Annotated in this window: 27 protein-coding genes; 13 read left to right on the top strand and 14 right to left on the bottom strand. The window is 60.6% G+C overall.

The window, feature by feature from the left end:
• Positions 1-53: 53 nt before the first annotated feature.
• From AC0QDI_RS24440 to AC0QDI_RS24400, 9 genes are all read right to left on the bottom strand, one after another.
• Positions 54-593: a DUF2243 domain-containing protein gene (locus tag AC0QDI_RS24440; protein WP_226777940.1), complete on the bottom strand. Its 540-nt coding sequence runs from the start codon at positions 591-593 to the stop codon at positions 54-56.
• 466 nt (positions 594-1,059) lie between these two features.
• Positions 1,060-1,722 (bottom strand): cytochrome c biogenesis CcdA family protein, encoded by a 663-nt coding sequence (locus AC0QDI_RS24435; RefSeq protein WP_226777939.1) that lies wholly within the window; start codon positions 1,720-1,722, stop codon positions 1,060-1,062.
• Complete coding sequence (locus AC0QDI_RS24430; RefSeq protein ID WP_226777938.1) at positions 1,719-2,306, bottom strand: TlpA family protein disulfide reductase; 588 nt, start codon at positions 2,304-2,306, stop codon at positions 1,719-1,721. Before AC0QDI_RS24430 ends, AC0QDI_RS24435 begins: the two co-directional genes overlap by 4 nt.
• A gap of 1 nt (position 2,307) precedes the next feature.
• The gene (locus tag AC0QDI_RS24425; RefSeq protein WP_226777937.1) at positions 2,308-3,030 is read right to left on the bottom strand and encodes an SCO family protein; all 723 of its coding nucleotides are present in this window, start codon (positions 3,028-3,030) and stop codon (positions 2,308-2,310) included.
• Positions 3,031-3,144: 114 nt separating this feature from the next.
• Positions 3,145-3,408, bottom strand: coding sequence for a DUF7521 family protein (locus AC0QDI_RS24420; protein ID WP_006111121.1), 264 nt, complete (start codon positions 3,406-3,408; stop codon positions 3,145-3,147).
• Entirely contained in the window at positions 3,408-3,767 is a 360-nt protein-coding gene (locus AC0QDI_RS24415; protein WP_226777936.1) for an ArsR/SmtB family transcription factor, read from the bottom strand. The genes AC0QDI_RS24420 and AC0QDI_RS24415 overlap by 1 nt, the downstream gene beginning before the upstream one ends.
• A 98-nt stretch (positions 3,768-3,865) precedes the next feature.
• Positions 3,866-4,327 carry a response regulator gene (locus tag AC0QDI_RS24410; RefSeq protein ID WP_226777935.1) on the bottom strand — a complete coding sequence of 154 codons (462 nt, stop codon included), beginning with the start codon at positions 4,325-4,327 and terminating at the stop codon, positions 3,866-3,868.
• Positions 4,328-4,420: 93 nt separating this feature from the next.
• On the bottom strand, positions 4,421-4,915 hold the full coding sequence (locus tag AC0QDI_RS24405) for a hypothetical protein (RefSeq protein ID WP_474672686.1): 495 nt from the start codon (positions 4,913-4,915) through the stop codon (positions 4,421-4,423).
• Positions 4,912-5,460, bottom strand: coding sequence for a hypothetical protein (locus AC0QDI_RS24400; RefSeq protein ID WP_474672684.1), 549 nt, complete (start codon positions 5,458-5,460; stop codon positions 4,912-4,914). The genes AC0QDI_RS24405 and AC0QDI_RS24400 overlap by 4 nt, the downstream gene beginning before the upstream one ends.
• 118 nt (positions 5,461-5,578) lie before the next feature.
• Here AC0QDI_RS24400 and AC0QDI_RS24395 point away from each other — a divergent pair, with 118 nt between their 5' ends.
• The gene (locus tag AC0QDI_RS24395) at positions 5,579-7,459 is read left to right on the top strand and encodes a polysaccharide deacetylase family protein (protein WP_474672682.1); all 1,881 of its coding nucleotides are present in this window, start codon (positions 5,579-5,581) and stop codon (positions 7,457-7,459) included.
• A gap of 199 nt (positions 7,460-7,658) precedes the next feature.
• The gene (locus AC0QDI_RS24390) at positions 7,659-8,384 is read left to right on the top strand and encodes a DsbA family protein (RefSeq protein WP_474672680.1); all 726 of its coding nucleotides are present in this window, start codon (positions 7,659-7,661) and stop codon (positions 8,382-8,384) included.
• A gap of 57 nt (positions 8,385-8,441) precedes the next feature.
• Here AC0QDI_RS24390 and AC0QDI_RS24385 read toward each other — a convergent pair whose 3' ends face one another.
• Together AC0QDI_RS24385 and AC0QDI_RS24380 are read right to left on the bottom strand one after the other, a co-directional pair.
• Entirely contained in the window at positions 8,442-9,002 is a 561-nt protein-coding gene (locus AC0QDI_RS24385; RefSeq protein WP_474672678.1) for a class I SAM-dependent methyltransferase, read from the bottom strand.
• 2 nt (positions 9,003-9,004) lie between these two features.
• Positions 9,005-9,445 (bottom strand): DUF302 domain-containing protein, encoded by a 441-nt coding sequence (locus tag AC0QDI_RS24380; protein WP_474672676.1) that lies wholly within the window; start codon positions 9,443-9,445, stop codon positions 9,005-9,007.
• Between the two features lie 267 nt (positions 9,446-9,712).
• On the opposite strand from AC0QDI_RS24380, the gene AC0QDI_RS24375 reads away from it, so the two are divergent.
• The 3 genes from AC0QDI_RS24375 to AC0QDI_RS24365 all read left to right on the top strand — a co-directional run bounded on the left by AC0QDI_RS24375 (position 9,713) and on the right by AC0QDI_RS24365 (position 12,842).
• Positions 9,713-9,979, top strand: coding sequence for a hypothetical protein (locus AC0QDI_RS24375; protein WP_474672674.1), 267 nt, complete (start codon positions 9,713-9,715; stop codon positions 9,977-9,979).
• Between the two features lie 195 nt (positions 9,980-10,174).
• Positions 10,175-11,521, top strand: a complete 1,347-nt coding sequence (locus AC0QDI_RS24370; RefSeq protein ID WP_474672672.1) for an FAD-dependent oxidoreductase — start codon at positions 10,175-10,177, stop codon at positions 11,519-11,521.
• A 7-nt stretch (positions 11,522-11,528) separates the two neighbouring features.
• Positions 11,529-12,842 (top strand): M20 family metallopeptidase, encoded by a 1,314-nt coding sequence (locus AC0QDI_RS24365; protein ID WP_474672670.1) that lies wholly within the window; start codon positions 11,529-11,531, stop codon positions 12,840-12,842.
• A gap of 49 nt (positions 12,843-12,891) precedes the next feature.
• Here the strand turns inward: AC0QDI_RS24365 and AC0QDI_RS24360 are convergent, their stop codons facing one another.
• Complete coding sequence (locus AC0QDI_RS24360; RefSeq protein ID WP_474672668.1) at positions 12,892-13,245, bottom strand: DsrE family protein; 354 nt, start codon at positions 13,243-13,245, stop codon at positions 12,892-12,894.
• Positions 13,246-13,500: 255 nt separating this feature from the next.
• Here AC0QDI_RS24360 and AC0QDI_RS24355 point away from each other — a divergent pair, with 255 nt between their 5' ends.
• The 4 genes from AC0QDI_RS24355 (at position 13,501) to AC0QDI_RS24340 (ending at position 18,788) form a co-directional block, all read left to right on the top strand.
• On the top strand, positions 13,501-14,658 hold the full coding sequence (locus AC0QDI_RS24355; RefSeq protein WP_474672666.1) for an aminotransferase class V-fold PLP-dependent enzyme: 1,158 nt from the start codon (positions 13,501-13,503) through the stop codon (positions 14,656-14,658).
• Positions 14,659-14,700: 42 nt separating this feature from the next.
• Positions 14,701-16,494 carry a bifunctional metallophosphatase/5'-nucleotidase gene (locus AC0QDI_RS24350; RefSeq protein ID WP_474672664.1) on the top strand — a complete coding sequence of 598 codons (1,794 nt, stop codon included), beginning with the start codon at positions 14,701-14,703 and terminating at the stop codon, positions 16,492-16,494.
• A gap of 70 nt (positions 16,495-16,564) precedes the next feature.
• A complete protein-coding gene (locus AC0QDI_RS24345) occupies positions 16,565-17,713 on the top strand; it encodes an MBL fold metallo-hydrolase (protein WP_474672662.1) in 1,149 nt (382 codons plus the stop codon).
• 178 nt (positions 17,714-17,891) lie between these two features.
• Positions 17,892-18,788: a sulfurtransferase gene (locus tag AC0QDI_RS24340; protein WP_474672660.1), complete on the top strand. Its 897-nt coding sequence runs from the start codon at positions 17,892-17,894 to the stop codon at positions 18,786-18,788.
• 139 nt (positions 18,789-18,927) lie between these two features.
• On the opposite strand, the gene AC0QDI_RS24335 is transcribed toward AC0QDI_RS24340, so the two are convergent.
• Positions 18,928-19,674, bottom strand: a complete 747-nt coding sequence (locus AC0QDI_RS24335) for a DUF2270 domain-containing protein (RefSeq protein ID WP_474672658.1) — start codon at positions 19,672-19,674, stop codon at positions 18,928-18,930.
• A 92-nt stretch (positions 19,675-19,766) separates the two neighbouring features.
• Positions 19,767-20,150 carry a DUF302 domain-containing protein gene (locus tag AC0QDI_RS24330; protein ID WP_474672656.1) on the bottom strand — a complete coding sequence of 128 codons (384 nt, stop codon included), beginning with the start codon at positions 20,148-20,150 and terminating at the stop codon, positions 19,767-19,769.
• Between the two features lie 110 nt (positions 20,151-20,260).
• Between AC0QDI_RS24330 and AC0QDI_RS24325 the strand changes: the two genes are divergently transcribed.
• The 4 genes from AC0QDI_RS24325 (at position 20,261) to AC0QDI_RS24310 (ending at position 23,719) form a co-directional block, all read left to right on the top strand.
• Positions 20,261-20,923: a class I SAM-dependent methyltransferase gene (locus AC0QDI_RS24325; RefSeq protein WP_474672654.1), complete on the top strand. Its 663-nt coding sequence runs from the start codon at positions 20,261-20,263 to the stop codon at positions 20,921-20,923.
• Positions 20,924-21,141: 218 nt separating this feature from the next.
• Positions 21,142-21,498 carry a thioredoxin gene (gene trxA / locus AC0QDI_RS24320; RefSeq protein ID WP_006667186.1) on the top strand — a complete coding sequence of 119 codons (357 nt, stop codon included), beginning with the start codon at positions 21,142-21,144 and terminating at the stop codon, positions 21,496-21,498.
• Positions 21,495-22,538, top strand: a complete 1,044-nt coding sequence (locus AC0QDI_RS24315) for an NAD(P)/FAD-dependent oxidoreductase (protein WP_474672651.1) — start codon at positions 21,495-21,497, stop codon at positions 22,536-22,538. Before trxA ends, AC0QDI_RS24315 begins: the two co-directional genes overlap by 4 nt.
• A gap of 161 nt (positions 22,539-22,699) precedes the next feature.
• Positions 22,700-23,719 carry an NAD(P)/FAD-dependent oxidoreductase gene (locus tag AC0QDI_RS24310; RefSeq protein WP_474672649.1) on the top strand — a complete coding sequence of 340 codons (1,020 nt, stop codon included), beginning with the start codon at positions 22,700-22,702 and terminating at the stop codon, positions 23,717-23,719.
• The last annotated feature ends 715 nt before the right edge of the window (positions 23,720-24,434 follow it).

The following is a 24,434-nucleotide window of genomic DNA, read 5'->3' as shown; positions in this document are numbered from 1 at the left end:
CCAAGCATTGAGAGGATACGTAGAACAAACATGAGTGTGAAATTGCAGACAAATTATGTGGTTTCTTCCCGCTCGCCACTACGATTCTGTATCCCCGTTCTATAGACGTAGTACCCCGCAGTGATGAAGAGGAGGCTGACCACTATCCAATGAGGGTTATACTGACCACCCCAAGACAAGGATTTCCCGCCAGGACCGACTGGCTGATGTAGGCCTAACAGAGCGTGGTCAATGAAGGCGTCATAGACATCGAACACGCCGAGACCGATGAGAGCAGCACCAGCCAGCGGTTGGACGGCTAACGGAACAACAGTTCGTCGCTCAGACTGCCACACAAGGCCGGCCCCGACTCCCATAATAATTAACATCGCAAGTGAGAACAGCCCATCTGCAAGGATGTTTGTCTCAAGGCCGTCCAGCGTGTACATTGGATAAATTCCAGAAACCAAGTGATGCCACTGGAGGATATGGTGCAAAACGAGTACGTCAATTAACCCGCTGAATCCAAATCCGAATACTCCTGCCGCGATTAGCGCGCGTTGAGTCACCGTATTCTGGGTCTGATCACGCGTGGTGTCTGGATGATTGCTCATCGTATTTGCGCTTACTACCAACACAGAAAGTTCTGAGTTATTGCGAACGTGAATTTAATCTCGTACTTTGAGATCATTTTCGTAACCATCTATACAGAACGGTAACTACGTGTGCGAACTTGTCAGCCTGAAAGTCGCTGATACCCGTTTCGTACGAGCATCCCTATTCCCAGAATAGTCCAGATAATAGCACCAAGGAAGACTATTGAACGTACAAGGTCAAACATCGGGAAGGGAGTATATCGGCCAAACATGAGTAATACCACCGCTATGGCCCACAGGAAGCTTCCTCCAGTTACGGCTAAATAGATACGGCGCACAGTCTGAGTTATAGAACAGAGTCACTTATTGTTTTTGAACGAACATGAATAGTGCAATATCGTTACTCTCTACCGAAATATTCCAGTGGTAAGTCCTTCCCCTGTACTGACCGTGAGTTACACGAGTTGTTCTAAATGAAATCGTGCTAATAGACAACGAGCGCCAGATAAAGCTGTCCGGCTCCAGCCACGATCATCAGGCCTCCGGCGAGCCGCTTCAGGGGTCCCGAGTAGGCCGCGAACCGACCTGCACTCGCGACCAGCCCCATTCCGGTCGCGACCGTCACCGCGATCATCAGGGCGACGACGCTACCGACGTAGGTCATCAGGATGAGCGCCGCCGCCTCGGTCGGCAGCGATAGCGAGCGGGCGACGACCGCGAGGAAGACGGGCGCGACGCAACCGGCCCCAGCGAGCGCGTACCCCGAACCGAAGAGTCCGAATCCGAAGATACTCGAGCGCCGCTTCGGAAGCGGAATCGACAGCGAGGGGGCGCGACCGGCGAGAACGAGCGCGCCGAAGATCACCAGTAGTCCGCCGACGAGCGACTCGAAGATCGTGAGGTTCGATAGCGTCTGCTGACCGATTACGAACGTCACCCCGATGAGGGCTGCGAGCGTTCCCAGAACGCCAACGCCTGCGGCGATACCGCGGGTCGTCGCCCCACCGAGTGATGCGTCGCCGTCCGTCCGGCTGACGTAGAACCCGACGTACCCGGGCAACAGCGGATACGCACAGGGGCTAAAGAAGGTCGCGACGCCGGCAGTGAGTGCGAAGACGACCGTCGACAGGAGCGATGCGTCGATCACGCGTCCGTCCTCGCCTCGAGCGCCTGTTCGATCCCCGCCACGAGTTCGTCCGCCGTTTTGACGCCGGTGTCCGACCACTGGACGCGACCGGACGTATCGATCGCAACCGCAGAGGGATAGCCGCCCGCGAGATACCGTGCAGTCAGTTCCGCAGTCGGATCGAGGCCGAGAGACCAGTTCCCGTCGTGTTTCTCCCACCAGTCGACTAGTTCTGCTTTCGTCACTGATCGCCCGATCGCTTCGCTCGTGATCGAGATGAACAGCACGTCGTCACCGATGCGATCGTTCGCCGCCGCAAGTGCGGGCATCTGCTCGATACACGGCGGACACCACGTGCCGAAGAAATCGATGAACGTGGGTCGGTCGGACGCCGGAACACGGACCTCGCCGGCTTCGCTTCCCGGGGCATCGATCGTCTCGATCGTGAGCGGTTCGGTGTCCGGAGATCCTGTTCCATCCGAATTCTCGCTCTGGGTTTCGTCTGTTCCATCTCCGAACGACGGTGGACCGCGTATCGCCAGCGCTCCTGCGCCACCGATCGTACCCAGACTGCCGACTCCGGCGAGGATATCTCGCCTGCGCATCTTACGCTGACACCACCGTTTCGAGATCGTCGACTACCCGTGAGATCTCGACCGTTGCCCCCCGGGGATACACTCGCTCGACGATCCCCCGTTCGTTCGCGAGCAAGATCAAATTATAGTGGGGGAACTGATACTCGAGCGAATCGTACTTCTCGGCATCGATCTTTTTGAGCGGCAACCCAATTTGGTCTGTTAAGATCTCCTTCGCCGTTTCGTACCGCTTCGGTCTGAGAAAATCCCAGTTCCCGGCCTCGAGATTGACTCCCTGCTGATCGGCGAACGTTCGAAGCGCGTCTTCCGTGTCCCGTTCCGGATCGAACGTCATCGCGAGCAGTTGGACATCGTCACCGTACCCGTTGGCAGCAGCGGCTTCCTGTGCACGACGGAGTCGTAGTATCAACGCGGGACACATCCCATCGGGACACGACGTATAAAAGAAGGTCATCAAAATGGCCCGATCGTTCTCGAACTGGTCCGTCGAGACCGTTTCACCGGTCAGCGGGTTGGGGAGTTCGACCGACGGAACGTCGTCGCCGTAGCTCGGATGCGACGACTCGCTCAGATCTTGCTCCGGTGGGCCGAGAACCGCTCCGTCGGCATGCTTCCGTTCACTACCGGCGCTATCGTCTGCCTGTCCCTCATCACTCGAGAGGGTATCCAGACAGCCCGCGGTGGTAGCGACACTCGAGGCGGCGATCGATCGGAGCCAGAGACGCCGATTCATACGTCGACGTTTCGGTGGGAATCGTAAATCCAGTACGACGATTCCCCGAGTCGGAAAAAGGGACAGCGGCGAGGATGAACGAGGAGCGCGAATGCCGCTCGGGAGTTCGCGAGATCACTTCGTCAACGAAATGAGAACGAGCACCATCCCGCTCGAGACGATGGCCGCCTGCACGAGGGCGGCGGACGCGATCGTCGTTCCGAACACGTGGTAGATGAGCCCCTCGCAGATCGCGCCGGCACCGATGAAGACGAATCCACCGGAGACGTACAGCATCGGCGTCTGACCGCTGCGCCGATAGCCGTGATACGCCAGATACGCGACGCCGAGACTCAGCACGAACGTGAACAGTTTGGCGATCACGAACGACGCTTCCATCAGTCGTCACCCCGGAGATCGCTCCAGAGGGACGTGAAGTTGTCAGCGAGTTCGTCGCGGGTCTCCAGCGTCAGCGAGAGCTGCCCGTCGGTAATCTCGACGTGGAGTTCCTCGAGTGACGTTTGGAACTTGCTTCGATGGGACCCGTCTGAATCGACGGTATTCCGTTCCTCGATGAGGTCGTGGTCCTGCAGCGTCGACACTCGCCGATAGATCGTCGTGAGCGAGGCGTCGCATTCCTCGCTGAGCGTTTTCGCTGTTTTCGGTCCGTGATCTGCGGCGAGGAGTATCTTCCGTGCGTACTCATCCGCGAGGATCTGGAAGATTTCCGCCGAGTCCGAGGGACCTCCGTGTTGCACACGATAGACCCCGTCGTTCAGTACCAAATAGGCCACGATTCCCCGGCTCAGCAAATCGCCGTCACTATCTTGTACCCACACTCGAGCAGCACTCCTGACTACTGACGGTCGTCGTCCGCTTCGTCTCCCGGCGGTAACCAGACGATGTCGAACCAGAACACCTCAAGCGTTCGGACGACGTCGACGAACCCGTCTCGGACATCCAACTTCCGAATATATGCGTTTGCGCGGAGTGTGTACGATTGTGTGATGCATTTCCGCTCGTCCACCCCTGTGAAGCCAATGACGGGAACGTCCGTCCACTCGGGATGGGTATCGAACGTCTCGAGGAGCGATCGCCAGTCCATCTTCGGGAGGTCGATATCGATCACGACGAGGTTCGGACGGGAACGGTCGGGATCCGAATTGCACTGCCGCATAAACTCGAGTGCGTCGGCGCCACTGACAGCGGTCGAAACGGTGTTCACGGACGCCGCGTTCTCGATCGTCTCGAGAAAGAACTGAACGTCCTCGGCGTTCGGATCGATGATGAGCGCCTCGACAGGGTGTCGGTTAATCATTGGCTTCCGATGATGGATTCTAAAATATTGGGACGAAGTGCATAATTACTACAATATCTTGGTTGTTTTGATGGAAACTCATGGTCGAACGCATTACGGTGTGCAGGTCGGACACGACCGCCTGTGGCGAACGTAGATAAGTCCCGCCAGAATCACCACGGAGAGCGCACCGAGGGCCGGTCGTAACGGATCGAAGTACGTCATGAGCGCGGACGAACTAAACAGGGCGAGCAGGGCGACGTTACAGATCGGACAACCGACCGCCAGGAATCCGCCGACGAGACCGCCGAGCATCCAGCGGTCCTCGCTACTCGCGCCGTCGGCCTCGCTCTCGTCGTCGGCCTCAAGGTCGAGATCGGCCGTCTCGGTCGCCAGTCGCTGTGCGGTGTAGACGCCCGCCAGCAGCGCGGTCAGCATCAGAAACAGGTAGTCGGTGGGCGTCCGGGGGACCATCCGAACGTACAGGGGGTTCGGGATGAGACCGGTGACGAGCCCGAATAGCAGGACCACGCCGATTCCGGCGGCCGTTCCCCACAGCATCGCTCGCCGATCCGATCGGATCGATCGGACGAAGTCGTGTGCCGTCATTTTGTCGCCTCCGTCGTGATCGCACAGCGTTCCGGATGGCCCGCTCGTCCGAGGAAAAACACCAAGAGAGCGAGCCCGCCGATGCGAAGCAACGCGCCGTCGTATGGGAGTACTGCCAGTCCCCCGGCGAACCCGAGAAAGCCGAGGAGGCCGGCACCGCAGCTCGCACAGCCCGATGCGAGGAGCCCCGGGACGACGCCGGAGAGGTCGGTGAGACTCGAGAGACCGACGATCTGCAGTTGCGCAACGGCGTTGACGATCGCGACGCCCGACAGCAAGGCGTAGAGGACGATGACCGCGAGCCCCGACCAGCCGTCGGTTCGGTAAATCGTCTCCGTGAGCGAGACGAGAACGTATTCGAACCAGTGGAGTCCATCGCCGAGCATCTGGAGCGAGAACTCCGGCATCGTACTCAGGATCAGGAGGACGTAGGTGGCGACCGTCACGAGTACCAGTCCGATCGTCCCTCGCCACGTCTCGAACGGGTACGAGACCGCTGCAGCGAGGTTCGTCAAGTACCCGCTGATCGAATCGCGCGTGAACATCTAGTTGCACCGATGCAGGGATGACTGAAATCACCGACTCCGATTTGCTGGGTCAGCAAATCAGCAGGTCCGTTTACGCCATCAAAGAGAGAACGTAACGACGAGTAACCTATCTACAATGGCTCACGAATGCGACACGAACGGGGGGTCGTCCCGACGGCGAATGCTCGCCGCACTCGGTGCCGCATCGACGACCCTCGCTGGCTGTATGGACATCCTATCGGACGACGACGGTAACGGAGTCGGCAGGGGAGAAATGGCGTCCGGCCCCACGAACTGGCCCGCTATCGAGAGTGGACAGGTAATCTCTGACTTCGAGGATCTCGGCGAGTGGTCCGCCCGAACTGGCGAACTCTCGGCCGCTCCCGACGAGGCGCGACTCGGATCGCAAGCGGCGGTCATCGAGAGCGACGAGGCGACGGCCGGCATGGAGATTCGGTTCGACGACGGAATCGACTTCAAGGATTGGGACACCTCGCTGGCGGTCAAACCGGAATCCGCTGATCGAATCATCGTCGAATTCCTTGCACCGACGCAGAGCCAACGCCTCACCAGTATTCGAATCGTTCCGGATGGATACGACGGCTGGTTCCGAATGGACTGTGGCTACCAGCAGAAACCGGGGGAAGACCCGGACCTGTCGAACGTCACCGGTCTCAATATCATCGCGGACGGGCCGGACGGCGGACCGTCCAAATTGCTGGTCGACGACCTCCACCGAACCGAATCGGCCGCTAACGGTGCCGCAATCCTCGCGTTCTACGGCGGCCACGGTTCGCACTACGACATCGCGGCCGAGATGCTCGAGGAGCGCGACTGGACCGCGGCGGTTCCGGTCAGCCCCGAGCAAATCGGAGCCGCCGGTCGGATGGGGCGCACCGAATTACGCGACCTCCGAGACCGCGGCTGGGACGTCTGTTCGCTCCCACAGGTGTCGACGCCCCTGCCGGAACAGTCCGAGGACCAGCAGCGACGGATCCTCGAAACCGCTCGAGACGCGCTCGCAGACGAGGGCTTCGAGGACGGATCGCGTCACCTGTTCGTTCCTGACGACCGGATGGATGCGACGACCTACGGGCTCACGAGAGAAATCCACGAGACGACGTTCCTGTCCAACGCCGGAACGACGAGCGTGCCACCGACCGAGATGCATATGATCCCGTTCATCTGGGGTCCCGCGCTTCACACCGGTGTTCGCCGACACATCAACCTCTCCAATCAGTACAACCATCTCACCGTGTTGCGCGTCCCGCGGATCGTCGACGAAGCGGACGTGGGTGTCAACGAGAATCGGATGTCACTGGACGACTTCGGACTGCTCCTCGATCACATCGAGCACCGCGGCCTCGACGTCATTACTCCCTCAGATCTCGTCGACGAGACGTTCGAGCGCGCCGACGGCACCGACGAAACCGAGAACAGAGAGCGACCGAGCGGAACGATTCTCGAGGCGGGCCAGTCCCACACGTTCGAGGGATCTGGATCTAGCGACACCGCCACGTTCGACCTCGACGAGGGGATGCTCGTGGCGAACGTCTCCCACGACGGCGGGGAGATCGCCGTCGACGTGACGAAAGCCGACGGTATCGGACGCAACGAGAATCTGCTGACCACGTCCGGGAATACCACCGGCGAGTCGATCATGGCCGTCGACGACGACGCCTACAGACTCGAGGTCGACGCCGACGGCGCGTGGTCGATCGACCTCTCACAGCCGGCGGTTGACGCCGACGAACTCGAGGACCTCCCGCTCGAGGCGACCGGAACGGGATCGGCGTTTGTCGGACCGCTGTGGACCCAGGGTGGCATCAGAGTCGTCGCGACACATGACGGTGACGGTGCGTTCATCGTCGACGGCTACGACGCGGACGGCAGTCGGGAGATACTCGTCCACCGGACCGGCGAGTTCAATAACTCACGGTCGTACAAGGCGGGCGGCCCCGTCTGGCTCAACGTCGAGGCCAACGGCGACTGGACGCTCGAGGTCGTGGACTCGTAGTACCGGATTCGATCGCTCGAAACACTCGTTGCGCCCGACACCGTTTCCGCTGTTCGATCACTGCTCATCGTCGGACCGTCGGGAGCGACCGAATGGGCAAATTGGAGCGGGACGGACGAGATCCCGATCCGATTTGCTGGCCTAGCAAATCGGCGGATCCGTTTAGGGCCGGTAGCAGAAATGTGAGCGCGAACAATCGATGTCGCTCGATCAGCCGTCTCGTCGCGCTCTCGTTACGGGTCTCGTTGGAACTCTCGGCGTCGGCGGCGCGTACTATCTCACCCGATCCGACGACACCGGTCACGACCTCTCCCCGTCGTTTCACTCGAGCGACGAGACATCAAACCTCGGCGTCGAATTGCAGGGAAAGCCGATTATGGGTGCGTCCGATGCACCGCTCGAGATCTACTACTGGACGGACTTCCAGTGTCCGTTCTGCGAACAGTTCGAACGAGAGACACTCCCTGACCTCGTTCGAAAGTACGTCGAACCGGGCGAGCTTCGAATCGTATTCATCTCGCTGCCGTACTTCGGTGCGGACTCGATGACGGCCGCGGTCGCCGGCAAGTGCGTGTGGGATCAGGTTCGCGACGCCGACCCTTCGACGTACTGGGACTGGCACGCGGCAATCTTCGAGGAACAGGGCGAGAAGAACTCCGGTTGGGCAGCGGCCGATAACTTGGTCGAGTACACGCGCTCGGTCGACGGCATCGACGCCGACTCGCTCGAGTCGTGTCTCGACGATCGGCGGTCGGCGCTCGAAAACGAGATCGACGCGGATAACGAGCAAGCACGCTCGTTTGGCATTCGGGGGACGCCGACGTTCGCCGTCTCCGATCCGGACTCCGAATCCTTCGGGACGCTCGTCGGCGCACAGCCCATCGAGCGCTTCGACGAGGCGATCGAACGGATCAGAGACGCGTAATTCTCTTTCAAAGGAAGAATACTCGTCTCTGTTCCGGTCAGGACACCGATTCCACCCTTACTCGAGCGTCGCGATCAGCAGGAAGGTCTCCGGTCGGACGGCCTCGTGTTCGATGGCGAACCCGACCTCGCGGAGGGCGTCCGCCGCCTCGTCGGCGCTGTAGCGCTCGTCGACCGGCGGACCGTCCTCACCGGTTCCGGTGGCCGCCCAGTCGACGACGACGAGTCGACCGCCTGCGGCGAGGACCCGGCGAATCTCGGCCAGCGCCGCGTCGCTCGCGAACTCGTGGTAGGTCATCGTCGAGAACGCGGCGTCGACGCCGCCGTCGTCGAACGGCAGGTCGCTCACGTCGCTGGTCACGAGATCGACGTTCTCCGGGACGCCCTTCTCCCGGTAGTACTCGTGCATCTCCTCCTGAACGTCGACCGCGTAGACCTCGCCGGCGTGTGGTGCGACGTCGTCGGTGAAAAAGCCGGTTCCGCTGCCGAGGTCGGCGACGGTATCGTCCGGGGAGAGCGAGAGCGCCCACAGCAGTTCCTCGGCCGAGACGAACCGATAACGCCGTCCGGCCACCTCTAACTTGTCCGCTCGCTCGGCGTCGAACGTGTGGTATCCCATGGTTACAGATTCTCGAACGCGGTATCGACCAATTCGCCGGTCTCCGCCACGATGTCTTCCATCTCGTCGTCGTCCGGTGCCATTCCGACGAGCCGCGCGATCCGCATGATCGAGACGTGGTAGACGCGCTGTCGACCCGGCTCTTCCTCCCAGACGACGACGTTACACGGGAAGAGCGCGCCGAGTTTCCCGTCGGTCGCCTCGAGTGCACGGTCGGCGACCGACGGATTACACGCGCCGAGGACGTAGTAGGGGTCGCGGTCGGCATCGACCTTCTCGTTGAGCAGCTCCGACGGCGAGAACTCGACGGGAACGCCGAACCCCGCGTCGGTGAATACCTCGCGGACGCGCTCGATCGCTTCCTCGTGGTCCATCTCGAGGGTCGTCTGTTTCGCACCGATGTCGTCCGGATCGATTTGACTAGGGTCGATTGGCAGCGTCATTCGTGTATAGTATTGTGTCCGCCACAAAAATCAGTTCTGGATTTCACCGTCGACCGTTACGGGACGACCGTCGATTCGTGGGAGTACACCACCGTGCGCTGCTCCAGCGAAAACCGGGCGGACGAATCACGTGTAGGAGCCTCCTGTATCGTTCGGCAGGCGAGCGGACACGTAACAGGTGGGATACCGGGCGGTCAGTTCGAGACCGCAATCGCTGACTCGGAAAATCGGCCGAATACATATCCCTCCCGATCCTTACATTCACGTATGGGTTCAGACATCTCGGACCAATCGCTGCTCGGGCTGGCAGGGCTCGCGAGCCTCTGTTGTGTCGGACCGGGGACCGCCGCCATCGCCGGCGGAACATCAGTCGGGATGATCGCCGGGATCGCACAGGGAGCGGTGATCTTCGCAGTGCTCGGCGTCATCGGGCTACTGATCCGACTGCGCTCAAACTGTTCGTGTTCGGCCCGTACCGCGGACCGGGAGACGCAGCGATCCTCGGGCGTGGAGCGAAACGCGGACCTCGAGTGATCCGTTGACGCAAGCAGTGGACGCTTCCACACTGATCGTGGCATCGGAGACCGTACCATGTCTTTGTAGATGGTACCGAACTCGTCGAGCAGAGGCTCGTGACGAGAGACGCTTTCGGAGCGATAGCCGTATTTGATTGCATAGTATTGGGAACTCCCAGAAATACTTTAGGCGCTGCCGTCCTACTCTTCGCGTATGACCGAGACGTTCGTCGTTATCGGCGGTGACGCCGCGGGAATGAGCGCCGCGAGCAAGGCGAAACGAGACGATCCCGAGCGAGAGGTGATCGTCTTCGAGAAAGGGGAGTGGGTCTCCTACGCCGCCTGCGGGATGCCATACTACGTGAAGGGGGCGGTGGACGACCTGGACGACCTCGTCACCGTGACGGCCGAGGAGTTCCGAGAGGAACGGGACGTCGACCTGCGAACGGGCGCGGAGGTCGTCGATATCGATCCCGACGCGCAGACGGTGACGGTCGAGATCGACGACGAGACCGACGAACAGCCCTACGACGACCTGCTCGTCGCGACCGGCGCGAGCGCGATCGAACCGCCGTTCGAGGGACTCGATCTCGAGGGCGTGTTCACGATCCACGACATGGACGAGGCCGACGCCATCGAGAACTACGTCACCGACCGCGAACCCGAGACGGCCGCGATCGTCGGCGGGGGCTACGTCGGCATCGAGATGGCCGAGGCGCTGTCGGCCCGCGGCGTCGATGTCCACCTCTACGAGATGTTGCCCCACGTCCTCCAGCCGTTCGGTGAGGCCGTCGCCGGGGTCGTCGAGGAGCACCTGCGCGAGCAGGGGGTCGAACTCCACCTCGAGACCGCCGTGTCGGGCTTCGTCGGCGACGAGCGGGTCGAGGCCGTCGAACTCGAGGACGAGACCGTCGCCGCCGACGTCGCGATCGTCGGCGTCGGCGGCGCGCCCAATACCGATCTCGCCGAGGAAGCCGGCATCGAACTGGGGCCGACCGGAGCCATCGCAACCGACGAGTACGGGCGAACGAACGACGAGAACGTCTACGCAGCGGGCGACAACGCCGAGGCGACCCACGTCGTGACCGGCGATCCGGACCACGTCCCGCTGGCCCTCACAGCCAACCGTGCGGGGCGGGCGATCGGACAGACGATTACCGGCGCTCCCACGCCGACCGGCGGCACCGCCGGCACCGCGATCGTAAAGGCGTTCGGCCTCGGGGCCGCCCGAACAGGGATCATCGACGAGGATCGGGCCCGCGAGGCTGGATTCGATCCCGTTTCCGTGACGATCTCGGCATCGACGCGCGCTCACTACTACCCCGACGGCGCGGAGCTCACCGTCACGCTGGTCGCCGACCGCGAGAGCGGCGAACTGCTCGGTGGCACCGTCGTCGGCCGCGAGGGCGCGAAGCGCATCGACACGGTCGCGACGGCGCTGACGGCCGACATGACCGTCACCGAACTGCAGAACGCGGATCTGGCGTACGCGCCGCCGTTCAGCCCCGTCTGGGATCCGATTCTCACCGCGGCGAAGGTTCTCGCCGGCAAACTCGAGTGAGATCACGATGACGACCGACGAACCCGGTGAACTGGAAGCCTACGTCGCCGACCACCGCGCGGACCTGATCGAGCTCGCGCTCGACCTGCTGGCGGTCGACACGGCGAATCCGCCTGGCGACACGCGCGAGATCGTCTCGCTGCTCGAGGAGTACCTGTCGCCGCTTCCGGTCGACGTCGAGCGGTTCGCCGTCGATCCAGCGAAACCAAACCTCCTCGTGACTCTTCCGGGCGCGAGCGATCGAACGCTGCTGTACAACGGTCACCTCGATACGGTGCCGTTCGACACCGACGCCTGGTCGTCCGATCCGCTCGGTGAGCGCATCGACGACCGGATCTACGGCCGCGGCGCGACCGATATGAAGGGAGCCGTCGCAGCGATGCTGTTCGCGATCCGCGCGTTCGCCGAGACGGACGTCGAACCGCCCGTCGACCTCGCGTTCGCCGAGACGGACGTCGAACCGCCCGTCGACCTCGCGTTCGCGTTCGTCAGCGACGAGGAAGTCGGCGGCGACGCCGGCCTCCCCGCGTTGCTCGAGACCGGCCGTCTCGAGGCCGACGCCTGCGTCATCGGCGAACCGACCTGCGAGGTGGGGCGCCACTCCGTGACGGTCGCCGATCGAGGGAGTATCTGGCTGACGCTCGAGGCGACCGGCGAGGCCGCACACGGCTCGCGGCCGGTGCTCGGCAAGAACGCGATCGACCGACTTTACGACGCAGTGACGACGCTGCGGCAACGGTTCGGGACGCGATGCCTCGAGATCGATCCCATCATCGAGCCGATCCTCGACGAATCGATCGCGTTCTACGAGCCGACGATGGGCGCCGAGACCGCCCGCGAACTGTTTGAGACGCCGACGATCAACCTCGGCGTCCTCGAGGGCGGGGACGCGATCAACAGCGTCCCCGAGTCCGCCCGCGCGGAAATCGATATCCGGTTGACGGCCGGCGTCCGGACGCACGAGGTCCTCTCAGCAATACGGGAGTGCGTCGCCGACTGCGAGGGGATCACGGTCGCCGACGTCGCCTGGAGCGTCGGCACCGCCGAACCGATCGACAGTCCGCTCGTCGAGGCCGTCGCCTCGAGTGCCGAAGCGACAACCGGCAAGCGGATGTACCGCCGGAGCGCGACCGGCGGCGGCGACGCGAAGACACTTCGAAACGCCGGCGTTCCGACGGTAGAGTTCGCGCTCGCGACGGATACCGGCCACGCGGTCGACGAGTACACGACCGTCGACGCGCTCATCGGGAACGCGATGGTGTACGCGCGCCTGCCCGAAGTATGGGCGTCTGCAGTCGACAGGATGGATCCATCCGGATAGCACTCCGACGCTCGAGCGCTCCGCTGTGCAGGGTGTCCGGAACCGATTACTATCCGATCGTCAGCACTCGATCGGCGGTCGTCACGACCTCAAGGAGATCGTTCATCGTCGAGATCGGGCAGACCTCGCTCCCATCGCTGTTTCGGATGTCCAGACAGGTACCACAGGCCAACAACTCCCCGCCGGCCTCGTCAAACTCCTCCATTCGATTCCGTACGTCGAACTGATCGTCCGTGATCTCCTCGGCTTCGACGCCGTCGCCGAGCAGGAACACTGACACGTCGTTTCCGTTCTCTAGTGCGGTGATTCCGAGACGAAAGGCGTTCCACGCGCGTTCGGGGTCGCTGGTTTCGAGTACGATTCCCAATTGTTCCCCAGTGTCATCGCTTCTTGGTTCAGACATGTATTGTACTATGGTCCCAATATAATATAATACTGTCGCCTCCGATCAGGTGTGCAATAACGTTCAGTGGTCACGATAGTTGTTGCCGAATCGCCAGGAACGGTTCTCCGGATGAACGAAGTGTTCGAGATGGGGCTGGGGACCGGTTTCTTGCAACCCCCGTTGCTCGTCGGTGAATTGCTCGTTCACGGCGTCTGCCCTCAGTATTTCATAGTGAACCCAAGATTATTATCTACTGCGTTCGTAAGATACCGTATGCAACCGAATCCGACGATGACGCCGACCGAGTTCAGGGCGGATATCCCTGCCTTACAGGAGGGAACCTACCTCAACTTCGGCGCTCACGGTCCAAGTCCGAAATATGTCGTCGATGCCGCCGACGAGTTCGTCCGCGAGCACGAGTACGAGTCACCGGTTGGCGACCACCCCTACGAGACGGCGTTCCGAGCGTTTGACCGGACTCGAGAGCGGGTCGCATCGTTCGTCGGCGCCAATCCGGACGAGATCGCGCTCACCGAGAGTACGACGGCCGGAATCAACGCGATCGCCAACGCGATCGACTGGCAGCCCGGCGACATCGTCGTACGGACGGACCTCGAGCATCCCGCCGGAATCCTCCCGTGGCAACGCCTCAAGCGGGAAGGCGTCGAGGTTCGAGTCGTCGAGACCGAGGACGGCCGCATCGATCTCGAGCGTTTCGCCGAGGCCGTCACGGATGCCAGAGTCGCCTGCTTCAGCGCGGTCACGTGGACCCACGGGACGCAGCTTCCGGTAGGGAAACTGGTTGATATCGCCCACGACGCTGGTGCGCTTGCGCTCGTCGACGCCGTACAGGTCCCCGGACAACTACCAATGAACGTCGCGGAGTGGGGTGCTGATGCGGTCGCTGCTGCCGGCCATAAGTGGCTGCTCGGGCTGTGGGGCGGCGGCTTCCTCTACGTCGACCGTGACGTCGCTGAGGGTTTCGAGCCGCGAACGGTCGGTTATCGAAGCGTCGAGACGCCATCCGACGATCCCTACAAGTACGCAGCCGGCGCACGTCGGTTCGAAGTTGGGTCAGCGAACCCGGCACCCCACGTCGCGCTCCGGGAAGCAATCAACGTGATCGATGAAGTCGGGATCGACCGGATCGAAGACCGCGTCCGCCGTCTCGCCGGTCGACTAGTAGACGGTGTCCCTGTTGACCGTCTTCTCAGCCCCTCAGTGCCGGAGTCGGGGCTCGTGACCATCGATGTTGACGATCCGGCGACGACAGTCGAACGGCTGGCTGCCAACGGGATCGTCGTTCGAGCACTGCCATCTCCGACCGCCGTTCGAGCGTCCGTCCACGCAGTCAATACTGCAAACGACATCGATCGACTGCTCGACGGACTGGAGCAAGAGTGGGAATCGCGGGAGCACAATGCAGGGTAACGGCTTGAGTACATGCTCTCGTAGGACGTGAAAGAGCATCGCATGGATCTCGACACGGAATACATGGAGGAGTGGAAACGGCTCGACGGATCGGACGCGGCTGACCGCGATCAGGGACAAGTACCGGACGTAGTCTGTCTCCACGTCAGCGACCTGCACGGCCAGCTCGTTCCCGAATATCACGTCTACTACGATAATCCCGAATCGAGCCCCGATTTCGACTTCGGTGGCGACGACCGGATCCTCCGGCGCGGCGGCGGGATCCCGCTGTTGGCCGGCAAACTCAAAGAGATCCGCTCGGCTACCGATGAGACGCTTACGCTAATGAGCGGCGACACGTTCCACGGCACCGCGGTGACGACGTACACGAAGGGCAGGGCGATGCTAGAACCGATAACCGAGCACGTCGATCCGGACGTGTACGTTCCGGGGAACTGGGACTTTGGAAACGAGGCCGCCGAGGACAGGAACCTGCGGAACCTGATGGACGAACTCGAGGCGCAGGTGTTAGCGAACAACCTCTACGGGCCAGATGCGGACGGGTTGCTGTTCGACCCCTACACGATTGAACGTGTGAACGGCGTCGACGTCGGAATCGTCGGGATGACGAACGTCTACGTCGACCGTATGGCGCCGGCGTTCCATGAGGGAAAGTACCGGTTCGGAAAACACCCAGCGTTGCTCGAGGAAGCCGCAGAATCCGTACGCAACGAGGGTACCGATGTCGTCCTCGCGGTCACCGAGATCGGACTGCCGTGGGCCGTCCAAGCGGCGAAGGACATCGAGAGTATCGATGTTCTGTTCAGTGCGCATACTCACGAGTACACTCACGATCCGATCCTGATCGATAAGACGGAGACGCTCGTCATCGAATCAGGAACGGGCGACGGACTCGGCCGCGTGGACCTCCACATCGATGACGACGGCGTCGCATTTCGCCACATCCTCTATTGTCTCGCCGAAGACCACGTCTACACATCCGACCCGGCACCGGTGGCCGAACGGACGGTTGCGGATATTCGATCGCCGTTCTTCGACGACGAAACTTCCTACGAGCGAGGAGACGGAACCCTCGAGCGGCCGCTGGACACAGTCGTCGGGAGGACGGAGGGGTCGCTCGATCGACAATCGTTCCTCGAGAGCGACTGGAACGCGCTGTTCGCCGACGCACTACGAACGTACTTCGGCACCGAATTAGCGGTCACCCACGGCTTCCGTTACGGTCCGGCAGTTCCCGCCGGCGAGATAACGCTCGAGCACCTATATCAAGCGTTTCCGATGACCGCACCGGTGGCCCGTGGCGAAGCGTACGGTCAGCAGCTGCTGAACCACATGGAAGCGTTCCTTACTGACAACTTCACACCGTACGTTTACGAGCAAGAGGACGGTCGTGTCCGGAACTACTCTTCGAACGTGGAGGTGATCATCGATCCGACCGCGAAACGCGAACGCAGACTCGTCGATCTCGTCGTCGACGGGGAACCGGTCGATCCCGAAGCGCGCTACTCGATCGCGACGTTTACCCGTCCCGGTGATCCCGAACGTGATCTCGGAAACTGCGGCTTCCCGTTCCAAGACATCGACATTGAAGACGGCGTCGTTCCGGTCGACGTCGTCGTCGACTACCTCGAGGACTACTCGCCGATCGATTACGAGGAGACGACGCTCGTCCAGACACCCGACAACGGCGGATGGGTCCAGAATACGCCCGCTGACGGACCGTACCCGTACGTCCAACCGGGGGTTGATTACGCGGGCGGAGATGAGTACTGCGAGACGCGGTTAATCCCAACCGGGACCCGCTTCCCCGAGAGCGGGCGAAATCCGTACCGGTAGCCGAGGATGCCTATGCAGGGATGAGAACTATCGGCGGCCTCGCACCAGATAGTATTGTAAGGTGATTCCAATGGTGAACCAAATTTCCCCTGAACGGCTCGCGGATATGATTGACTCAAACGAGTCGTTCACGCTCGTCGATACGCGCCCTGAAGATAGTTACGAGGGCTGGCGTATTCACGGCGCCGAGAACATCCCGTTCGGTCCAGACAACGAGATCGGGGACGAAGAACTCGAGCGCGTTGAGGAGGCCAAAGACGGAGAGACAGTAGTCGCGATCTGTGGAAAGGGGCTTACGTCGACGCCGTTCAGCTTCGAACTCGAGCAACACGGCTACGACGACGTGTCCGTCGTGAAGGGCGGTATGGAGGATTGGAGCAAAGTCTACGAGGTCGTTCCCGTCGAGACCGAAAACGACGACCTCGTCGTCCTGCAGCTACAGCGACGGGCGAAGGGCTGTCTCGGCTATATCGTCGGCTCGAGGGACGCCGAGTCGGCGGTCGTCGTCGATGCGACCCGTCAGACGGACCAGTTCAAAATCGTCGCCGAGGAGGCCGGGCTCACGATCGAGCGCGTCCTCGATACCCACGTTCACGCCGACCACATCTCGGGTGGACCGAAGCTCGCGGACGAACTCGACGTACCGTACCACCTCGGCGAACACGCGAGCGAGCGGGGCGTCGAGTACGACTACGAACCCCTCGCCGACGGCGAGACGATCGAACTCGGCGAGATCGAGATCGAAGCGCTGCACACGCCGGGGCACACGTCCGAGATGGTCAACTACCTCGTCGATGGCGAGGCGCTGCTGACCGGCGACACGCTGTTCGTCGAGTCCGTCGGACGGACAGAGCTTCAGTTCGGCGATGAAGATGCGGCAAGCGGCGCCGAACTGCTATACGAATCGATTCACGACACCATCCTCGAGTTACCAGAGGAGACGCGGATCCTTCCGGGCCACGTTTCGGTCACGGAGGACAACCAATACGAGGTCGGCTCGCCTGGCGAACTGATCAGCGCTCGACTAGGTGACCTCCGCGACAGCCTCGACCTGCTGGGACTGGACGAGGACGAGTTCGTGGACCGATTGGTCGACAATGCGCCCGACAAGCCACCGAACTACGAGCGCGTGATCGAGATCAACACGGGTTCGGAGCCACCCGAGGACGAGTCCGAGGCGACGGAACTCGAGTTAGGGCCGAACAACTGCGCAGCCTAACCCGGGCATTCATCGTCTCCGGTCCCACTCGAGATGTACTATGGAGTAACGCCGCCTCGGATTTGCCAGCCGTATCGGTTCTGAGTGCTACTTCAGCACAGTGGAAACACAGAATATTGTATGACTATGGAATTATTAGAAACAGCTCTAAGTGGCTTATTCGAGTAGTCGAACTCGTATGGCCGACACCAGTGAATACGCGACCGACGCACTCGTTTCGCCGGACTGGCTCGAAGAACACCTCGACGAGTTCGGAGATGACGACCCGGAGTATCGGTTGGTCGAGGCTGATATCGAGTACGAGGAGTCGTACGCCGAAGGACATATTCCGAACGCGATCGGATTCGGTTGGGGGACACACCTCCAGGATTCGACGCAGCGCGACATCCTGAAAAAGGATCAGTTCGCGGAAATCATGGGGGAAGCGGGGATTACGGAGGACTCGACCGTCGTACTCTACGGTGACGAGTGGAATCAGTGGGCCGCGTACACCTACTGGCAGTTCAAGTACTACGGTCACGAGGACGTCCATCTGCTGGACGGTGGACGGGTCTACTGGGAAGAAAACGACTACCCAATGACAACCGACGAACCGGATTTCCCCGAACGTGAGTACGACGTCAGCGGCCCGTTCGACAATATCCGTATTTATCGGGAGGGCGTTGAGGATGCATTAGAGGTGGACGTTCCGCTCGTAGACGTTCGTAGCGCTGCGGAGTACCGCGGTGAGAAAATCGCTCCCGAAGGAAGTCGGGAAACCGCTCAGCGAGCAGGTCACATTCCGGGTGCTCAGAACATTACCTGGAGTGAGAACCTCAAAGAGAATGGTCGATTCAAGAGTCGAGCGGAACTGGAAGACCTCTACGCAGACTACAGTATCACCGGTGATAGCGAGGTCATCACCTACTGTCGAATCGGCGAGCGTTCGTCGATTACCTGGGTCACACTCCACGAACTCCTCGGGTACGAGGACGTCCGTAATTACGACGGTTCGTGGACCGAGTGGGGGAACCTCATTCGCTCCCCTGTCGAGGTAGAGACTGACGATCCCGCAACGTTGGCAACTGAGGGATAGTCAAATTGGATCCATAGCGCGTTGAGAACATCCCGTTTGATCCGAACGACGAGTCTGAGATGACAGAGTTCGAGCTAGAACCGAACGACCGCGGAGTTTAGTTACCCACAGTCGGACTCGCATGGTTCCGTGCAGTTGCTCATCGATTACGCGATTCGTCCTCTGCATCCGGATCTTTCCAGTCACCCTCTATTTCTTTTCCTTTACGGAATTCACCCTTCGCCTGGCGTTCTCGCGGCCACAGCGCGATCGCGAGCAGCGCGACGTAGAACGCGACGACGACCGCGATCACGATCGGCCCCCGGATTCGAGCGATCGCAGCGGTTTCGATCCAGTCTTCGCGTCCCGCAAACGCGGTCACTCTGAAGAGCCACGCAACGAGGAGAACACCGAGTAGCGCGAGATACACGCGCCGGAGGCGATTCGCGAGGGCTTCCCACATCGGTACCTTCACTGTTGGCTCGCGGTAGTCCTGACTCAATTCCGCTCGCCAGTCGACGTGTTCGACCCCCTGCGACGGATCGAGAGCGGTCGCGAGCAGGTTCTCCTGGAGAATCCGAACGCGCGACCGGAAGACGTCGTAGTCACGGTACCGTCGCGCCTCGATGCCGAGGAAGACCGTGACGATCACGATGCCGATCAGCAGAATATAGTGGGGGTTGTCGGGACTCGAGAACGCCCACGTTAGGATCGCCGCCATCACGGTCACGGCCCACGTCGTCGTCTGGTCGAGACGCTGTCGCCACGTATCCACCCGGCCGAGTTCGCCGCGGTACGCGTGAGCCATCACCGAGCCGAGGCCCGTACTCTCGTCGACCATTTCGCGGCCGATCTCCCGCTGTTCGGGCGCCATTGGATCGAACTCGTCGTCATTCGAATCTGCCATGCACGACGGACACCGCCCTGTCCCATAAGCGAACGCGGCGTTGGGATGAACCATGGATGAGACCAACCCCGAACGGCCGCTCTTGGACCCGACTACAGCGACTCGAGAACGCGTTCGAAGCGCTCGTAAGCATCGTCACCGATCGGGTCGAGTTCGTCGTCGTCAACGACACCAATCAGACGCTGCGGGTCGACCGCGCTAACGACGACGCCGTCGTCATCGTCGTACACGACGACGTTACATGGGAGCAACGTCCCGAGTTCGAGATCGTGCTCGAGTCCCTGATGGGCCAACTGCGGATTGCACGCACCCAGGATTCTATACTGCCGGAAGTCCTCGTCGAGTTTCTTTTTCAGCGTTTCCCGGACGTCGATATCGCAGAGCACGCCGAACCCCTCGTCCTCAAGGGCGTCGATCGTTTTCTCGACGATGTCGTCAAACTCGCCGTCGACTTGTGTACGAAGCGTATAGGACATACTGTACAACTGATTTCGAGAACGGTCGTAGTTGGGGTAGCACCAGCAAGCCTGCAGCACGTGCGTCAGTTTGAGGAAGACTGTAGTCCGTCCACGATGAAGGGAGTACTATGGTTTCTCGTCGTACCGTACGAGCGATCGCCGCCCTGCTCGGACTCACGCTGCTCGCCGGACTCGGATACGCCCTCCGGTGGCGATCGAACCCATCACCGTGCCCGTACGCCCAGCGCCACGCGATCAACTTCCCGCGTCCGGTCATTACTCGCTCCCGGCTGCGCGACGTACTCAAGCCCCAGCCCGGTGAACGTCTTCTCGAGGTCGGACCGGGAACCGGCTACTACACCGGGATGGTCGCACGGGCAATCGAACCGTCGGGGACACTACACGCCGTGGACGTCCAATCGGAGATGGTCGAACACGTCCGAACGCGAATGCGACAGGAAGGGAACCCGAACGTCGAACCGATCCGCGGCGATGCACGATCGCTTCCGTATCCGGACGACACGTTCGACGCTGCGTATCTGATCTTAGTCCTCGGGGAAATTCCTGACCAAGAGCGAGCCCTCGACGAACTCGAGCGAGTCCTGAAACCCGACGGTCGACTCGTCGTCGGCGAGTCGCTCCCCGACCCGCACTTCGTCAGGTTCGAAGGGCTGCGACGCCGTGTCGAACAGCGGGGACTGACGTTCGACGCGCGCGTCGGAACGCGAGTTGGGTATTTCACCCGCTTTGACGCGGGTATTTCAGATCGGTCGGCCGACTCTGTCGAATGAGCGGTTGTTAGGTTACTGTGCAAAACCGATCGGGACGGTTCGACCGACGAAAGCGTTGTCACGTCTCTTCGATCATCCTCACCGAACCTCTACTTAGCGCGGTCCACGGATCGGTTCGTTCATCGTAGTGTGGAGAATGAAGACAGCCTCTACTATGGCCCTTATATTGTGCAATTCTCACAAAACCTTTAAACGCTATCAGTCCATACGTAGTGGTGATGGCAACTGATGCACGCGGTGCCTCCGGAGAATCGCTCGACGAACCGATCTACATCGACGGGAGAAGCCACCTCGAGGACGTCACGACGGCGCACGACGTCGTTCTCGTGGACTTCTACGCCGACTGGTGTGGCCCCTGTCAGATGCTCAATCCCGTCCTCGAGCAGTTGGCGGACACGACCGAGGCCGTGATCGCCAAGGTCGACGTCGACGAACACCAGCAACTCGCGGGCTCGTTCGGCGTTCGGGGTGTGCCAACGCTAGCCCTCTTCGCTGACGGCGAGCAGGTCGAACAGCAGTCCGGCGCGCTGCCGGAAGACCGACTCCGTAGCCTGATCGAGAGATACACCGAATGAACAAGGAAACAGACACGACCGCGGATGTTCGCAACATAGTGATCGTCGGTTCCGGCGTCGCCGGCCTCTCCGCGGCCGTCTACGCCGCGCGGGCCGACCTCGAGCCGCTGGTGCTCGAGGGACCCGAACCGGGCGGCCAACTGACGCTGACGACCGACGTCGAGAACTACCTCGGCTTCCCTGAGGGCGTCGGCGGGATGGAGCTGATCCAAAACGGGAAGGACCAGGCCGAGCGCTTCGGCGCTGAGTTCACCCACGGCACTGTCGAAAACGCGATGCTCGCAGAGCGGCCGTTCGAACTCGAACTCTCGAACGGCAACACGTTGCAAACGCGTGCGCTGATCGTCGCGAGCGGCGCGAGCGCTCGCTGGGTCGGCGCCAAGAATGAAGACGAACTGATGGGCTACGGGCTCTCCACGTGTGCGACCTGCGACGGCGCATTCCACCGCGGTGACGACGTCCTCGTGATCGGCGGCGGTGATTCGGCGATGGAAGAAGCGCTCTTCCTCGCGAAGTTCGCCGATAATGTGACGATCGTTCACCGTCGCGAGGAACTGCGCGCCTCCGAGATCATGGCCGACCGCGCCCGCGACAACGAGACCATCGAGTTCCGCTGGAACACGGAACTCGAGGCGATACACGGCTCGCAGGAGGAGGGTGTCACCAGCGCGACGCTCGTCTCGCATCCCGACGGCTATCCCGCGGAGAAGGCCGCAACCGGCGTCGACGTCGACCGAGAGACCGTCGATGTCGGCGGCGTGTTCTACGCCATCGGCCACACACCGAACACCGAATTCCTCGAGGGGACCGCCGTCGACCGCGACGAGAGCGGCTATCTCCGCACCCGTACGGACGACGCCGGCCGCGCGACGACCGAGACGGCGGTCGAGGGCGTCTTCGCCGCCGGTGACGTCGCTGATCCGCACTATCAACAGGCGGTCACCGCTGCCGGAACCGGCAGCATGGCAGCACTCGATGCCGAAGCGCACCTCGAGACGCTCGAGCGAACGGAAGAGGCCGCATTTGAGATTCCTCTGTAGCTGGAAACATGCATTCTATGAATTATTAGATTAGGAACGGCTGCTCAGTAAGTCTATAGAATTCAAGAACTAGAGCTCACTCGCTGGCTTTGTCACTGTATCCACAATATCACGCCGATTTCGAACCACCATTTTATGTGTCGATATCGGACGAAGAGACGATGGCTACTGATTCAACTGTTCACGATTACGAAGTTCTCGTCGTCGGAGGCGGTCCGGCTGGAATGACCGCAGCGCTGTATACGACGCGACTCGGTCATCGAACGGCCGTCGTCGATCGAGGCGGTGGACGCGCAGCGATGATGCAAGAGGTCCACAATTTACTGGGTGTCACGGAGGAGACATCCGGGAACGAATTTCTCTCGGTTGGTAGAGACCAACTTCGGGAGTACGGGTGCGATATCCACAATGATCTACTCGTCTCCTGCGACAGTACTGAGGATGGTTCGATCCGTCTCTGCGGGAATAATGCTGACTATCGCGCAGAGTACGTTGTTCTCGCGACGGGATTCAACGATATCCGCCCGGAACCGCCACTACCGCGGACCGGTCGCGGGCTCCACTACTGCTTGCACTGTGATGCTTACATGTTCGTCGATGAACCCGTCTACGTCATGGGATACGGGGAGAGCGCTGCACACGTAGCTGCGATCATGCTGAACTTCACCGACGATGTTGATCTACTCACTCGCAATGATAGCCCTGAATGGAGCGACGAGACGGCAACGATGCTCTCGAACCATCCGATCGATATCATTCACGAGGACATCACTGGCGTTCAAAACGACAAAGATGGCTGGTTAGCAGCCTTCGAGTTCGAAGACGGCATGATTCGCGAGTACAAGGGTGGCTTCGCCATGTACGGTGCCGAGTACAACAACGGTCTGGCCCGTAATCTCGGCTGTGATGTCAACGATGATGGGACGGTCGTCGTCGATGATCACGGGCAGACAACAGTCGATCGCGTCTATGCAGTGGGAGACCTGACACCTGGGCACAATCAACTCCCGATTGCATTGGGCGAAGGAGCAAAGGCTGGTATTTCATTGCATTTCGCGTTACGTGAATTCCCCCGCGATCTCGACGTCATCGAGGAACAGGGTCCAGTCCGTTCCGATGAAGTTCCTGGGATTCCCGACGAACTTCTCGAGCAAGAAGTTGATTTTCATACATATGACTGAATGACTATAGAGTAGATATGATGCAGAATCAGCTTGACCATCTCCCAAAATAGTTCATCTTCCAAAACTGTAGAGGAAGTGGATTGTTGAGTTAGGAACGACACGAAACATTCACGGCCTCTATTCACCCCAACGATGTGTGAAAAGAATTATTGGGAACTGTTTCCGAGAATAGAAGTCACACCGTAGGTGCCAGTTCTCTCTATAGTCCCCGTTGTGAGTCAATCTTCTGTTTCACCTACGCTTTGCTTTGGCAAGCCGGACAGTATCTCACCCCTCTGTAGAATTCTAACCGCGTACTGCACGAATCATACCTCATGTCTGTCATACGCCTCTCACCAAATTCGAATCCACAGGTCTATCTTGGAGTGTCTGTGCGAGTTTCAATGTAGACAAAAATATGGCCCTCACGCGGTTAAAACTCTGGAGGAGAGTGCACACCAAGTGAGAGGCTATCGGCTCTGTTGAAATCCTCTTCTTTAAAGAACCATTCATGTAAATCTACTGTACACCAAACGTGCTTACTGATCAAGAGTCTTCAGCAATAGCTGATACCGGAGCTTGAAATTCCGCTTAATAGGCACCTCACCGAATTCTTATACCGATTCACTCGGATCATCATACTATGGGGAGTAGCTCCATCCGTTCTAGTTTAGCAGATCGGGGGATCCAGAGACACCAAGCTAGAATAGTCAGTAACTAGAAACGTGAGGGT

The organism is Natrinema sp. LJW11, from assembly GCF_056135975.1.
The sequence above is the reverse complement of the archived record's forward strand: the minus strand, read 5'-3'. Positions and strand labels throughout refer to the sequence as shown.